15 protein-coding genes are annotated in these 13,952 nt (G+C 43.1%); all 15 read right to left on the reverse strand.

The features are described 5' to 3' along the window. Positions 1-17 precede the first annotated feature (17 nt). Complete coding sequence (locus tag NWE95_05590; protein MCW4003368.1) at positions 18-1,559, reverse strand: NADH-quinone oxidoreductase subunit M; 1,542 nt, start codon at positions 1,557-1,559, stop codon at positions 18-20. 5 nt (positions 1,560-1,564) lie between these two features. Beyond that, on the reverse strand, positions 1,565-3,586 hold the full coding sequence (locus tag NWE95_05595; protein ID MCW4003369.1) for an NADH-quinone oxidoreductase subunit L: 2,022 nt from the start codon (positions 3,584-3,586) through the stop codon (positions 1,565-1,567). Beyond that, positions 3,586-3,900 carry an NADH-quinone oxidoreductase subunit K gene (locus tag NWE95_05600; GenBank protein MCW4003370.1) on the reverse strand — a complete coding sequence of 105 codons (315 nt, stop codon included), beginning with the start codon at positions 3,898-3,900 and terminating at the stop codon, positions 3,586-3,588. Before NWE95_05600 ends, NWE95_05595 begins: the two co-directional genes overlap by 1 nt. After that, the gene (locus tag NWE95_05605) at positions 3,900-4,361 is read right to left on the reverse strand and encodes an NADH-quinone oxidoreductase subunit J (GenBank protein ID MCW4003371.1); all 462 of its coding nucleotides are present in this window, start codon (positions 4,359-4,361) and stop codon (positions 3,900-3,902) included. The genes NWE95_05600 and NWE95_05605 overlap by 1 nt, the downstream gene beginning before the upstream one ends. Further along, entirely contained in the window at positions 4,358-4,741 is a 384-nt protein-coding gene (locus NWE95_05610) for a 4Fe-4S binding protein (protein ID MCW4003372.1), read from the reverse strand. The genes NWE95_05605 and NWE95_05610 overlap by 4 nt, the downstream gene beginning before the upstream one ends. A 3-nt stretch (positions 4,742-4,744) precedes the next feature. Beyond that, positions 4,745-5,743 carry an NADH-quinone oxidoreductase subunit H gene (locus NWE95_05615; GenBank protein ID MCW4003373.1) on the reverse strand — a complete coding sequence of 333 codons (999 nt, stop codon included), beginning with the start codon at positions 5,741-5,743 and terminating at the stop codon, positions 4,745-4,747. A 7-nt stretch (positions 5,744-5,750) separates the two neighbouring features. Next, positions 5,751-7,325, reverse strand: a complete 1,575-nt coding sequence (locus NWE95_05620; protein MCW4003374.1) for an NADH-quinone oxidoreductase subunit C — start codon at positions 7,323-7,325, stop codon at positions 5,751-5,753. Next, the gene (locus tag NWE95_05625; protein ID MCW4003375.1) at positions 7,312-7,848 is read right to left on the reverse strand and encodes an NADH-quinone oxidoreductase subunit B family protein; all 537 of its coding nucleotides are present in this window, start codon (positions 7,846-7,848) and stop codon (positions 7,312-7,314) included. Before NWE95_05625 ends, NWE95_05620 begins: the two co-directional genes overlap by 14 nt. After that, entirely contained in the window at positions 7,845-8,177 is a 333-nt protein-coding gene (gene ndhC / locus NWE95_05630; protein ID MCW4003376.1) for an NADH-quinone oxidoreductase subunit A, read from the reverse strand. The genes NWE95_05625 and ndhC overlap by 4 nt, the downstream gene beginning before the upstream one ends. Next, on the reverse strand, positions 8,174-8,401 hold the full coding sequence (locus NWE95_05635; protein MCW4003377.1) for a hypothetical protein: 228 nt from the start codon (positions 8,399-8,401) through the stop codon (positions 8,174-8,176). Before NWE95_05635 ends, ndhC begins: the two co-directional genes overlap by 4 nt. Before the next feature lie 110 nt (positions 8,402-8,511). Further along, a complete protein-coding gene (locus NWE95_05640) occupies positions 8,512-8,976 on the reverse strand; it encodes a DUF1622 domain-containing protein (protein MCW4003378.1) in 465 nt (154 codons plus the stop codon). 64 nt (positions 8,977-9,040) lie between these two features. Next, the gene (locus NWE95_05645) at positions 9,041-10,546 is read right to left on the reverse strand and encodes a Coenzyme F420 hydrogenase/dehydrogenase, beta subunit C-terminal domain (protein ID MCW4003379.1); all 1,506 of its coding nucleotides are present in this window, start codon (positions 10,544-10,546) and stop codon (positions 9,041-9,043) included. Positions 10,547-10,641: 95 nt separating this feature from the next. Next, complete coding sequence (locus NWE95_05650; GenBank protein MCW4003380.1) at positions 10,642-11,742, reverse strand: ABC transporter ATP-binding protein; 1,101 nt, start codon at positions 11,740-11,742, stop codon at positions 10,642-10,644. Between the two features lie 51 nt (positions 11,743-11,793). Then, on the reverse strand, positions 11,794-13,479 hold the full coding sequence (locus tag NWE95_05655) for an ABC transporter permease subunit (protein ID MCW4003381.1): 1,686 nt from the start codon (positions 13,477-13,479) through the stop codon (positions 11,794-11,796). 232 nt (positions 13,480-13,711) lie between these two features. Continuing rightward, positions 13,712-13,891 (reverse strand): hypothetical protein, encoded by a 180-nt coding sequence (locus NWE95_05660; GenBank protein ID MCW4003382.1) that lies wholly within the window; start codon positions 13,889-13,891, stop codon positions 13,712-13,714. Positions 13,892-13,952 lie beyond the last annotated feature (61 nt).

Here is a 13,952-nt window from a genome sequence, read left to right on the forward strand (position 1 = left end):
AGCCTTTCACCGTTTATCTAACCGAATACTCCAAATTGCACCGTCTGAATCAATTGAATGAAGAATGTCGGGTACACCCCAACCAGAATCACTAAGATTACAAGTACACCTAAGGCGAATTTCATGTAGTTTGGAACATCCACAAGTTTATGCTCCTTTTCTCCGCCGTTCTGGTCCTTATATTGACCTAAGAAAACTTTTGAACTGAACCGCAACGTGTAAGCCAACGAGAACACCGTTGCTATAAGCATAAAGGCGGTTGGGAACAGGTAAAAACTATCAACGCTAATTATCTCAAATGCACCAACGAATATCAGGAACTCACTGATGAAGCACGCAAAGGGAGGCGCTCCAGCAATACTCAAAGCAGCAGTTATACCCGAGACAGCTGTAAACGGCATTTTACCCGCTAATCCACCCATCTCGCGAATGTCTCGTTTTTCAGTCTGGTGCATAACCGCTCCTGCCGAAAGGAAGAACAACCCTTTGCTAACCGCATGACTGATAATGTGAAGCACTGTTCCCGTTATCGCTGTTGCTGATGCTAAAATTACCGCTGACCCCGCCAATATAGATGTTGGAAACAGCGAGAGCCCAAACATTATGTAACCCATATGGGCAATGCTTGAGTAAGCAATTAACCGTTTGATATCAGTTTCCACCAGTGCTATCAAGGAGCCGAAGAACGCAGAGATTATGCCAAAGACTGCTAAACCATGCAGGAAGTTAACGCCAAACGCTTCACCTACTGAAGGGAAAACCACGCCTAAAGATAAACGCAAAATTGCATAAGCTCCAGCGCTAATGATAACTCCACTAAGGAGCGCAGACATGGTGGCGGGTGCTTCCGAGTGCGCGTCAGGTAGCCACATGTGAACAGGAACAATTGCCATTTTTACTGCGAACCCAGCGGTTAATGCTATGAGAATCCAACGTACAATATCTGTGCTGGCATTCATCAATGCTGCTTGAACTTGGAACATGTCAGTGTAGCCTGTAACCATGTACATTGCGCCTATGCCTAACAGTACGAACACGGCTCCAGCATGTGTGAATATGAACAGCTTGAAGGCCGCCTTGTACGAGTCTCTATAGCCCCAACTGCCCACGATGAAGTAAGCTGGAACAAGCATTAGCTCCCAACAGAAATAAAACAGCAAAAGGTCAGATGTAATGAAGACTCCGACAAGACCAACAGACAGCAAGCATAACAGAGCATAATAAGCAGGCAGATTCTTTTTTCCAGCCATATAATTTATTGAGAAAATCGAAGCTGCGAATATTAACGCAAGGCTTATGATAGCTATAGAAGCACTGATTCCGTCAACAAATAACGTAAATGAAGCGTTAATAATGGGAATCCATGCGTAGGTTTCGATGTAATGATGCGTTGGGTCGTTGAGAACCGTGGGAACAGTGGATAAAATTAGGGCTAAATTAACCAGCGCTATTGCTGCAACAAAAAGCGCCGCGGCTTTAGGGGATTTTTTTCCAGCTAAGTAAACGAATGGTACACTCAGCGTGGGGATAGCGAATATTGCAAGTAGAGCGAATGGCATTTTTTTTACACTCCTAAGGTTAATATTATCAATATCACGATTAAGATGAAACCTATCACTGCCGCAGCAATGTAGTGCTGAAGCGATGTAGAGGGGGTTTTCTTTATTTGTTTGGCGCCGCTGAGCGTTTTATTTCCCAGTGCGCTTAAGAATTTATCCAGTAAAACGTCGAATTTCTGGATTCCTGTTGCACCTTTCAGGGACCTGTTTGCTACGACATTTAAGAATTGATCAACCAGCACATCAAAGTAAGTGTGGACTCCGCCTGCAAAGCGCATTACGCCACTGGCTAAGTTTTGTGGGAAGAGGTTGATAGTATCTTCAAAGCGCCCGAGAGCACTTGAGAATTTGGATATACCCCTTGCTACTGCACCGTAGAAGTCGTCGAAGAAGTAGCCATGGCTTAGAAGTGACGATATTGGATTTTTGCTGCTGCCTATGCCCCTCATAGTTTGATTATTCTTAAAGTAAGTTAAATATATAATTAAGCCAGTTGGCACTAAAAGTGCAAAGAAAATCAGCGTCTCCAAATTCAAAAAAGCACCTACAAGAGTAGTTTCCAGCTCAAAATGCATAAAGCTGGCAACTAGCGGCTCAGCTAAACCCCAAATCACACATAAGACACCTAGAATCATGGCTGGGTACAGCATAATTTTTGGCGCTTCATGAGGATGTTGCTTGGTTAGATACTCAGATTCTTTTCCCATAAACACTAAACTAAGGAACCTGAGACTGTAAGCAAACGTAATTGCTGTTGTTGCAAATATCAGAATAGTTTGTAGTAGGCTACCTGAAGTCATTACACTTTCAATGATTAAGCCTTTACTAAAGAAAGCCGCGAAAGGAGGCAAACCACTGGTTGTAATAACCATAAGCACAGATAAACCAAAAGTGATTGGCATAGCTTTCTTTAAGCCACCCATCAAACGCATGTCACGAGTACCCAGCGCGTGTATGATGCCTCCTGCAAGCAAGAATCCTAAACCTTCAAAGAAAGCGTGGCTTATCATGTGGAATAGACTTCCAAACCAGCCTGTCGCTTCGGCTGATGTTGCAGTGCCCAGCGCCGCCATCATGAAGCCAAGTTGGCTGATTGTGGAGTAAGCGAGAACTCCCTTTATGTCAGTAGTATGCAACGCTAATGTGGCACCTACAACCGCTGTTAAAACGCCTATCCAAGCTACCGTAGGCAACCAGTAAGGAAGCAAAACAGCTAACGGACCAATGATTAGGATGAATCGTGCAATAAGGTAGACACCTGCCTTAACCATTGTAGCCGCATGCAAGAGCGCGCTAACTGAAGTGGGTGCCTCCATAGCGCTGTAGAGCCAAGTATGCATAGGGAGCTGGGCTGATTTTGCTATTGCACCGCCAAGAGTTAAGAATGCAATAATTGTCAAAGTGGGAATCGGCACATTTCCTATGTTTGCAATTATTTCTCTAAAGCTAAACGTGCCTAAGCTTGCATAGAAAAGCGCTATTGCGCCCAATAGAGCGACATCGCCAATGCGAGTCATTATGAAAACTTTGACGCCTGCTCGGATAGATTCAGGCCGTTTGTACCAGAAAGAGATTAGAGAGAAAGAGCATAAGCCGACCATTTCCCAGAAAATAAACATCTGAAGCATGTTGTCTGAAATAACCAGACCAATCATGGAGCCAATGAAAAGTAACATTAAGAAGTAGTACCGTGTTAAGCCTTCCTCGCCCTTCATGTAGCCTAAGGAGTAGATAGTGATTATTAACCCAAAGAAAGCAACCAGAGTTGTAAATAACACACTCAGAGGATCAATAAATACGCCTGCACTAATGCTTTCAAACCAAGTCACTGACGTGCCTGTGGCGACACCGCCGCCGGAAAACACGCCAGGCACCAGTGACAAGGCCAAGCCTACAGTTATAGTTGAAACTGCAACTACAAAGTAGTCTCTCGCTTTATCGCTAATCTTTGCAATTAAAGGTACAAATAGGCAAGAAACGAGCGGTAGAACCCAAACAAGCCATGAAGCGATATCGTCAAGCAGCATTAAATTTCAACCTCGCTTTCACTTTCATCTTGCTTGCTCAGTATTTCACTGATATCGCTTGTTCCGAACCTTTTAGATACGATAACAAGCAATCCTAAAATGACTGCACTTATGGCAGTGTCAGTTGAAAACGCTAAAATCAAAAACGCTTCACCCAGTTCCTTGCCCATAGCGGAAGCAAGTGTAATAAAATTCAACGTGGCACCTGTGGCTATTAGCTCCACTGATATGAATACTTTCAGCAGGTGCCGCTTCGTAAGCAAACCGTAAATTCCAATGAATAGCATGATAAGTGAAACAATGACGAAATCCATTATTTCTTCCCCTTCTTTTCATACAGGACAATGGCTATGCCTGATGCCACAATCAAAATGACTAAACCTTGCAGAGCAACATCAAAAGCTCTCAGATTCCACAGTGCTTCACCAAAAGAAACACCAGCAGTTGTTGCCGTGCTGGGACTGGAAACTGAAAAGAAAATGGCGGGCAAAGATAAAACAATACTTGCACCTATTAATGCTGCGAAACTTTTAGGCGAGGTTTTCTTTGTAGGCTTATCACTCAACATTTCACCTGACAAGAACAAGATGGCTAATGTTCCCACGCCTACAGCAAACTGGAAAATGGCGACATAAATAGCCCCGTTTAAGAGGTAAACAAAAGCTACGCAGAAGAATGTTCCAGCTAGAGCGGCAACGGAGTAAACGGCCTCATCGAGAAACAGGGCAAGACAAGCGGAAACAATCATGCCTACTGCAAGTATCTCCAATATCATTGTCCTTCACTCTTTTGCATGCTTGCTTGAGGCTTTATGACTAATGAAGATTTATCAGTTGTGGCTAACTCATAAAAAACAGAGCTCTTAATTGCGTTTCTCGGGCAACTTTCTGCGCACTGATAGCAGAAGATACATTGGTCAAGCTTGAATTGAGGTCGCCTTTTTCCGTTAACCTCAACCATCTCTATGGCTTTAGCGGGACAATCGCGACTACACAGACCGCAACTAACGCAAAGAGTTATGTCAAATACCTGTTGCCCTCGAAAGTCATCAGGCAAGGTAGGCTTCTCGAACGGGTACTTAGTTGTCGCTGGCTTAGTAAAGATGTGTGATACAGCCCTTTTAAGCATCGGAGAGATATGTGATTTTTTCGCCATCTTTTACACCACCATAGGATAAACCCATTTAACCATTGCAACCGTTAATAATAGCGACAACACCGCCGCTGGTAAAAGAAACTTCCAGTTGGCAGACAAAACTTGGTCAATGCGTAAACGTGCAAAAACACATGTGATATACTCGCTAATCACTATCACTGCCAAAACCTTGAGCACAAACCAAAGTGTATACCAGAACCAAGGAGCACCAAAGAACACAGGACCGTAAGGACCACCCAAGAACAATTGAGTCACCAAAGCCGCGCCAAAAACAATCTGCACATCCCGTGTCAGGTGCAGGAAGGCTAATTTGCCGCCAGTGTATTCAGTTTCTAATCCGCCGACTACCTCGCTTTCAGCATGCGGGATGTCAAACGGGTCTTTTTCCAATTCAGCCTGCAAAGTGATTACAAATAATACGAAAGCCCACGGTGCTAAAATAATGAAAGGAAGCAACTGAGTTGCTTGAACTGCAGCTATCTGCGCAATGCTTAAACTGCCAGCGATGAAAGCGGGTGTCAAGGCTAACAAGAAAAGCGGAATATCGTATCCAAGAAACTGGGTCAACACTCTCGCTGAGCCGATAGCGCCGTAAGGGTTAGACGATGCCCATCCAGAGAGGAACAACAAAAAGTTTGCAATGGTAACAAATGCTAAAATCACAACCAAATCGCCGGGGAAACCGCTTACAGAGAGCACGCTTGCGCCATCAATAGGCAAAAAGCACATTGCAAAAACCATAATCGTGAAAGCCACTAAAGGCGCAAACCTGAAAATGTACTTTTTAGCGTCTCTTGGCTCAATATCCTCTTTCGTCAACAGCTTGATGAAGTCGGCAAGCGGCTGAAGGATGCCATGAGGACCCGCAACCATTGGCCCAACACGGTTTTGTATGCGGGCTTCTATTTTTCTCTCAACCCAATCAGCGAAAAGCGTTAAGAGCAGTATGAAGCTAAAGCCGGGAAAGACCAGAATGCGGAAGATAAGCATAAAGTCAATCACTCATAGGTCACCTGTCTGTGCATGAGAAGCATGGGTCTAAGCTGACAAAGTTCGCTGGAACATCAGCTATGCTCTCACCTATAGCTGTTTTAAGGAATGCTGGAATGTTAGCGAACGTTGGCGTGCGAACTTTAACACGTTCAGGCATGGCTGTACCGTTACTTTTAACGTAATAGAAGAGTTCGCCTCTTGGAGCTTCAACACGGTTCACCGCTTCGCCAGGAGGCACAACACGGGGCGCTTTAACACGGAAGGGACCAGCGGGCAAATTGTCAATTGCGTACTCGATGATGTTGATGCTTTCTTCAACCTCATCCATGCGGACATTCATTCTTGCCCACGTATCGCCAGCAGTGTAAACTATTTCTTTAAACGGAATTTCACCATACGCCTCGTAAGGCTCATCCTTACGCACATCAATATCATACCCTGAACCTCGTGCCACTGGACCCACAACCGAGAGCTTTATTGCGTCTTCCCGTTTGAGGACACCAACGTTTTGCATACGCATCTTAATTGACGGCTCATCCTCGTAAACTTGCCTGTAAAACGGCACTTTCTTTCTCAAATCAGCTAAGGTTGCCTTGATTTTTGGGATATCGCTTTCTTTCAAGTCTCGTCTTACACCGCCTACAGTCATAAGTGAGGAGTAAACACGGTTGCCGCTGGTTAACTCGATTAAGTCCATGATTGGTTCGCGGTCACGCCAGAAATACTGGAAGAGCGTTTCGTAACCGATTTCTAAACCTGCGTGCCCCAAGGTTAGCAAGTGGCTGTGTAGCCTGTTGAGTTCCAAAGCAATCACGCGAAGATACTTGGCTCTTGGCGGGACTTCAGTTTTTAGTATTTTTTCAACTGTTTCAACGAAGCTGCAAGCATGGATACTGTTGCAGATACCGCAAATGCGCTCGACCAAGTACACATCTTGCAGGTAAGTGCGTGATTCAGAGGCTTTCTCTATGCCACGGTGCACGTAACCAATTCTTGGCTCAACTTTAGTCACTGTTTCTCCGTCAACGGTTACGGCGAATTTTTCTGGCTCCAAAAGGGCAGGGTGCTGTGGACCGATAATGATCTTGACAAGTTTTTCGCCCTCTTCCAGCTTAACCTCTTCTGGAGGCGACGGGTCTAACTGTACTGCACCAGCATCAACATCCTTTCTCAGCGGGTAAACACCTTTTGGCCAATTATCTGTCAAGACTAGCCGTCCAGGGCAGGGATGCCCCTCGAAAACCGCCCCCAATAAGTCAGACACTTCCATTTCATGAAAAACTGCACCTAGAAGTATGTCAGTTACGGTTTGAATGTTGGGTTTTTCTTTAGGCACTTCGGCTTTTACTGTTACAAAAGCGTTTGTGGTGCGTATGTGGTAGTAGATGCCTAGGTTCGCGCCTAGGTCTAGGCCAGTTATTGCTGTTATAGCTGTTTTTTCATCTGCGTCAACCATTGCTTGCATAACGTCTCGGTGCAAGCCGTTGTTGGCAATTATTGTGCCTGTGCTGAGTAGCCCTGCTTCAATCTGTACTTTCTTTTTAAGTTTAGATTGAACTACACTGAGTATGTCTATGTTACTGCTTGACACTTGTCTGGGTCTCCTCAACTTTTAGTTTTTCTTCTTGTGGCTTCTCCGCTTTTTTTGGCTGTTCAACTTGTTTTTCCGTCTTTGGCTGTTTCTTTGGTTTAGGCGGGTTCAGAGCGTTTAGAAGCTTAACTACGCCATCCATGATTGCTTCTGGACGCGGTGGGCATCCAGGTATGTAAGCGGTAACTGGTATGACTTTGTCTACTCCTCCGAGTACGTTGTAGCATCCAGCGAAGACTCCGCCGCTGCAGGCGCAGGCTCCGATGGCTACGACAAATTTTGGTTGCGGCATTTGGTCGTAGATTCGTTTGAGTCTTTCTGCACATTGTTTTGTGACACCGCCAGTGACCAGCAAAACATCTGCATGTCTCGGTGAGGGCTCAAGTTTTACGCCGAAGCGTTCAACGTCATATTTTGGAGTGAGTAGCGCCACGATTTCTATGTCGCATCCGTTGCAGGCTCCTGAGTTAAAGTGTAACACCCAAGGCGATTTTACTCGTGCCCACGTTACAGTGCTAGTCATTTTTCTTTTCCTCCTTCTAAGAGAACTAACCCAGCAGCTAAAAGTATGCCAAGGTAGAGAACTAATAGAAGCGGATTTGCACTCGCTATCGAGAAAGAAGCAAATGCCAGCAACAGCACTGAAGAATCGAAGATTACAAAGTAAATCAGGTACTTGTACAGCGAAACGTTTACTTTAAGTCCACTAAACGACACTTTTTCGCCACACGCGTACGATGCTTGCTCGTTTTCGTTTATAACGGTTTTGGGTGCTGACCGCTTACCTAAAATGTAAATTGCGAACGTTGATATGAATATCAGTATGAACGCAATGGCGGCTTCTTCAATCATGCGTTTTCTTCTCCATTTGGTTGTATGGATATTTTAGCTGAGTTGCCAAATTTACATTTGTCATAGCTAAAAGCGATGTTATGAACGCATTTAAGCTTATCTACAGTAAAACTGTACAAAAGCCCATCATTTCCTATAAATGCTAAATAATTGTCTTGCAACAAACCGACGAAGCCATTTTCATCGGCGACAATGCCCTCACGTATTACACTATTATCTCCCATACTACCCCGAGCTGGTTCTCTATAAAATATGGCACTTGAATTTAAATATTAATAACTAAAAAAGTGAAAATCCTCATAACAAGTAAATTAAAGAGTAACTTGGAAAAGCGTTACTCTGTTTCTGCTGCCCCGTGCCATCTTCTTTCCAAGTAAAGTATCAAGCTGAAGAGGCCTCGGCTGATGATAACCAAGATCAGCAGTGTGAATTCTTCATAAGTTCTAACAACAACGGTTTTTATGATTTCTGCTCCAATAAAAAATTCTAGTGCCAAGGTTAAGTATCCTGAAAGAAAGCGCGTTACGCAGGATGGTTTGTAAGGGTCTTGGAGTTTGCATTGTATGAATCGTATGGTTACTACTAGAACACCAAAGAGAAGTATGCCGCCGCCTACAAGGTAAATTAAATCGGTAGTTATCGTTAGCAAGGTATCGATGACACTTTCTAGGCTTGGAATAAACAACTTGCTAAATGGTGTAATAAGAACCCCAAAAATTGCGCAAACTACTACTACAAGTATTAATTCAATAGTTAAACGGCTAGATGATTTTTTAGCAGGTACACTACATTCAGTCATGCAATTAAGCAACCGAAATTTCTAGTTACTATTAGAGCGTTTACCTAATAAATATAACCAATAATCAAGATTGAGCTGCCAAAGCATGCATCAAATCAGTTTTGGTTACAACGCCGACAATTTTATTCGGGTTAGCCCTGTCGAATACTATCACTCTGCCTGTCTCGTTTTCACTCATTCGTTTGAAGATATCCAAAGCAGTTTCATCTGGATATGCCCTAACAAGTTTATGCTTGGCTATTTGACCCACTAATGTTGTATTTCTCTTAGACTTGTCAACACTTGAAGCTTCCTCTATGGTTATCCAGCCTATCGGTTCTTGTTTTTCATTCACCAAGGGATACCCTATGTGGTGATATTTAGCTACCAAACCTAAGAATTGGCTCACAGTTATGTTTTCTGGCACAGTCCGCACATTAGTACCCATTATATCGGCAATCTTTATTCGAGCAAGTTCACCCGTTTCCCTGAGCAAAAGCGGTGGAAGATAACCGGTAGTTTTCTCCATTTCAGCAGCGTTCTCAAGCCCTGCCTTTCGTTTCTGCATAGCAGCAACAATCACTCGTTCTAAGACGACAGGCTCTTCTTCCATGACCCAAGTGTTAATTACGCCATCTTCAACTGCCTTGTAGAAGAAATCTTCACCAGCTTTAGTGCGAATAATTACCGTTGACCAATCCTTAAGGGGGTAAGCGCTTCCAATGGATATATCAGCTAACTCAGAAGTGAAATCAGTGCATTTACGGCAACTCGGCAATATATGCTTCGAAACTTCAGACATGGGAAGTCGGATTTCGCCCTTACTTGTTTGCACAACAAAGTTGGATGATAAACGTATAAGCTTGATATCTGAAGGTTCGATATTATACTTCTTTTTTAAGTAATTAACTAACGTATTGAGCGATAACGTTCCAAAACAGAACAAACCGATTCTTATTTTAAGATTCCCGCTGATTTTATGTTGCCATGCTTCTAGTTTACGAAGCGCTAGTATATGACAAGGAACCCCAACGAAGGCAATGTTAGATTTTCCGTAGCCATAAACTGCACTGCCATATGCCTTGGCAACCGAAGAGGGGAAAAATTTGCTCCCTATCGCTGAAAGAATGTCATCAGGAACTGTAGCGACTGAAGCCCTCGGTTTAGCAGGGTTTTCAGGCTCAACCTGAGAAACAATCGCGCTATCAAAAATTTTGTTTTCAATACCATATTTAAGCAGTGAAGTAACGACTCCGCCGCCATTGCTTAATTCCCTTATTTTAGGGTCAACCGCCTGAACCAGCAACACCTTACGGTAATAACCTAACGCCTCATTCTTAACTGGTGTCTTTGAAACAAAACTCAGGCTTCTTAGCAAAAGAGCCTCTGAATGCGGGCAAATTTCATAGCAAATAGGACATAAATCCATGTCTTTAGAGCAATCATACACATGCTTTACGCTCTCACCTTCGACATGTAACGCGCTAACAGGGCATGCTGCTTCACAAGCGCCACATTGTGTGCAAAATCCAGAATCGATAATCTTCTTCTTCAAAATATTATATGCGATAAGCGAATCAGGTTGTCCCATAATGTTGGATTAACATACAATGCTTAAAAAGTTAATTGAAAAAATACATAATTTAACCATGAAAAACATAGAGAAGAAACGATAAAAGCTGAACATTAGACGGCCGTTTCTTCAGTTAGACCCGCTTCAGGATAAGCGAACAAATGCGCTTTTTCTAGAGGGTATGTAATTGTAACCTCTTCTCCGATGTTAATCCACGTCTCGGTTAGCGATGGTCTGTTGATGATGAAGTGGTCGCCGTTTTCTAGCCTGATTTCATAGCGAATAACAGTTCCCTCAAATGTGGTTTTTGTGACTTTGCCAAACAAGCCGTTTTCTGATTTTATGTGCCCTTTTTTTATATCACAGGTTTCAGGTCTTATCGCCAAGACAACTCGTTCCTCTTGCTTGATGCCTGGGTTTACAGCCATTATCTTTAACCCCTCGCGCAACTCTATTTCTGAGAACTTGCCGTTCGCTTTGGTTATGTAGCCTTCCAAAAAGTTTGATTCACCAATAAAGTGAGCAACAAACAAACTGTTAGGGTGCATATAGAGTTCCTGTGGTGACCCAATCTGGACGATTTTGCCTTTCTTCATAACTGCAATTCTATCAGAAATTGACATTGCCTCTGCTTGGTCATGTGTAACATGAATTGCGGTCAACTTGAGGTCTTTAGCCATTCTACGAATATCATACCTAATTTCGTTGCGTACCTTAGCGTCTAATTGCCCCAGAGGTTCATCCAAAAGCAGAATCTTGGCGCCAGCAGCCAATGCACGAGCCACAGCAATTCTTTGCATCATACCCCCACTAAGTTCGCTTGGATAGGCATCTAAACGTTCGTTAAGTTTAACGAGTTCAAGCACTTCATGCCCAATTGTTTCAGCTTGTTTTTCATCATAATTCTTTACCTTAGGTCCATAGAGAACGTTGCTCCAAGCATTCATGTGGGGAAATAACGCGAACGTTTGAAAAACAAAACCAATGTCGCGGTCTTCAGGTGGGTCCTTATCCACTCTTCGACCATTTATGTAAATTTCACCACTATCAGGCTCAATTAGCCCAGCGATTAGCCGAAGCAGTGTTGTTTTGCCGCAACCACTAGGCCCCAGCAGCGAGAAGTATTCTTGATCGCGAATGGTTAAACTTACGTTGTCTAATGCGTAGATTTTTCCATATTTTTTGGTTACGTTTACGACTTTTACTTCAGGCATGACTTCTCTCTCTTTTGTGAGTGATTTTTGATGTTTTTATTACTTTTCATCCTAAACCTGTCCTTTTCTAGTAAAGAGCCTCAAAACTAAAAGAATAATGAAGCTCAGCAGTATCAAGATGCCACAAGCTAAACCTACCGTAAGCGCATTAACGCCTTCGATGGGTGCGATGACACCGCGCAAGGAATTAACCCAGTTAACTACCAGCACAGGAGCCGTTTGCAAGGTGGGAGTCACCGCTAATGTTGCACCTGTTTCACTTACACTTCTTGTGAAGACGATGATGGCACCTGAAAGAATCGAGTATTTGCTAAGTGGAAGCACAATTGTTTTGAAAACAGTGAAGGGTTTAGCGCCCAGAGTTTTTGCTGCTTCTTCCATGTCTATGTTTATTCGCTCAAGTGCCGCCGACATAGACCTGACAAAGTACGGATAAGTAATTGCCAAATGTGCAAACACCAACAGCAGAAAATCAGGTATGCCAGGGATGCCTTGCCAGAAGAACCGCAGTGAGACGCCCAATGCAATTGAAGGCACAATTATTGGAATATTTATGAGTGAATCCAAAATGTCTGAAGGAAGCTTGCCAAACGTTCTTCTTGAAATCAATATCGCCATGGGTATACCAAGTATTATTCCTAAAACTGTGACCACTGCTCCTAGACCGTATGAGAGAAAAATGCTTTGCCAATAACTTGTCCATATGCCTGATCCAGTGAATACATCTGTCAAAGTTGTTCCAGTGACCACTGCTTGGAAAGCTGGCAACGCAACGAAAAGTGAAGGAATCAGAACTATAATTATGAAAACTGCCAACGTCGCAGTATTGCGTGTCCAAGCAGCTTTTTTATAACTCAATTTCTTTTCAAAAACTGGCAAACCATGTCCAAACGGTAACTTTATTCTTTGCCCTAAAAGTCTAATCAAAGCAAAAATAACCAGAGAAACTGCGATTAATATAATACTGGCAAAAACTGTTGCCCCTTCATAGCTAGCTTGACTTATCGTACCAGCCCTGAATTGATTACTGATGTTTTGCAGAAAGACTGGCCCATTAAGAAACGCTCCTGCAACAATGAACGTTGCGCCTGTTTCGGATAAAGACCTTGCAAAGGCAAGGCTAAACGCTGCAACCAAAGAGGGTTTAATTATGGGAAATGTTACAGTTCGCGCTGCACTCAATGGAGGAGCACCCAGAGTTCTTGAGGCACGCTCGTATTCCATCTTATAATCAAGCAGTGCACCAACGATAACTCTAACAACTACTGGAAATGAAAATGTGAAATGTAAAAGCATAACTAAAAGCCAACCAGGAGAAACCAGTGTACTTCCAAAAAGTCCTGATAGCCCTCCGCTTGAATTCCAAAACAGCAACAGTGAATAGCCTAAAGCGGCTGTCGGCACAGCGAAGGGTATATCAGCTAAGGTGTCAAGTACGCTGAGCCACTTGGATTTGCCGCGGGTAATCAGCCAAGCTAAGGGTATTCCAGCGATGAGGTCTAAGGCGGAAACAATTAGTCCGATGGTGAAGGAGTTTGATATGGCGCCAAGAGCAGTGTTCATTAGTTCAGGCTGCTCAAATAAGCTTTGTATTGATCCAGCTTTTATCAGGATGCCAATTATTGGTGGAACAAGGATTATGGCGAAGAAAATAATGACCGCGAAGAGGTAGAGGGTGTACTTTAAGGCTTTTTTTGATGACAGAGCATTGAGCGTGTTCCAGAGTTTGCTAAGCAAGGTACCGCTCCTGTTTTCAGGTAATTTTTTGCCTAAAGTCTGGTTTTTAATTAAATGTTCAGGTATATAGCTGTTACATAAGAGATAGGTTTCTTTTTAGGTACTCACTGGAATATATAGCTAAACGCTTTTTTGTATCAAGAAGGAAGCTTGCGTGCTGTTAAATGCTTATCAACACAAATCAAACGTTGAAATAGATTTTAATCTATAACAATATCATGACAGCTGAATTCTATTCTTCCCATTTCTCAACGATAAGTTTGTTGTCGTTGGGAGAAAAACTAACCTTAACAGGCATCGAACCTTCACATTTTAGTGGAAACATGCTGTCATCAACTACACGGACAGGCAAGTACAATAGGTACCTATCATCTTTTCGCTTAAAAATTGTACCTTTTCCTTCATTGCACATTTTGCAAGTCACCGTGTTAACGTTAACTAGTTTGCTTTTTAAATTTACTGTCTGTTTTACG

It is taken from the genome of Candidatus Bathyarchaeota archaeon (assembly GCA_026014725.1).
Lineage (GTDB): Archaea > Thermoproteota > Bathyarchaeia > Bathyarchaeales > Bathycorpusculaceae > Bathycorpusculum.

What these genes read in the sequence shown, in the direction of transcription:
- NWE95_05590 (MCW4003368.1), bottom strand. Translation starts at nt 1,559, where the DNA reads ATGCCATTCGCTCTACTTGCAATATTCGCTATCCCCACGCTGAGTGTA.
- NWE95_05595 (MCW4003369.1), bottom strand. Translation starts at nt 3,586, where the DNA reads ATGCTGCTTGACGATATCGCTTCATGGCTTGTTTGGGTTCTACCGCTC.
- NWE95_05600 (MCW4003370.1), bottom strand. Translation starts at nt 3,900, where the DNA reads ATGGATTTCGTCATTGTTTCACTTATCATGCTATTCATTGGAATTTAC.
- NWE95_05605 (MCW4003371.1), bottom strand. Translation starts at nt 4,361, where the DNA reads ATGATATTGGAGATACTTGCAGTAGGCATGATTGTTTCCGCTTGTCTT.
- NWE95_05610 (MCW4003372.1), bottom strand. Translation starts at nt 4,741, where the DNA reads ATGGCGAAAAAATCACATATCTCTCCGATGCTTAAAAGGGCTGTATCA.
- NWE95_05625 (MCW4003375.1), bottom strand. Translation starts at nt 7,848, where the DNA reads ATGACTAGCACTGTAACGTGGGCACGAGTAAAATCGCCTTGGGTGTTA.
- ndhC (MCW4003376.1), bottom strand. Translation starts at nt 8,177, where the DNA reads ATGATTGAAGAAGCCGCCATTGCGTTCATACTGATATTCATATCAACG.
- NWE95_05635 (MCW4003377.1), bottom strand. Translation starts at nt 8,401, where the DNA reads ATGGGAGATAATAGTGTAATACGTGAGGGCATTGTCGCCGATGAAAAT.
- NWE95_05640 (MCW4003378.1), bottom strand. Translation starts at nt 8,976, where the DNA reads ATGACTGAATGTAGTGTACCTGCTAAAAAATCATCTAGCCGTTTAACT.
- NWE95_05645 (MCW4003379.1), bottom strand. Translation starts at nt 10,546, where the DNA reads ATGGGACAACCTGATTCGCTTATCGCATATAATATTTTGAAGAAGAAG.
- NWE95_05650 (MCW4003380.1), bottom strand. Translation starts at nt 11,742, where the DNA reads ATGCCTGAAGTAAAAGTCGTAAACGTAACCAAAAAATATGGAAAAATC.
- NWE95_05660 (MCW4003382.1), bottom strand. Translation starts at nt 13,891, where the DNA reads ATGTGCAATGAAGGAAAAGGTACAATTTTTAAGCGAAAAGATGATAGG.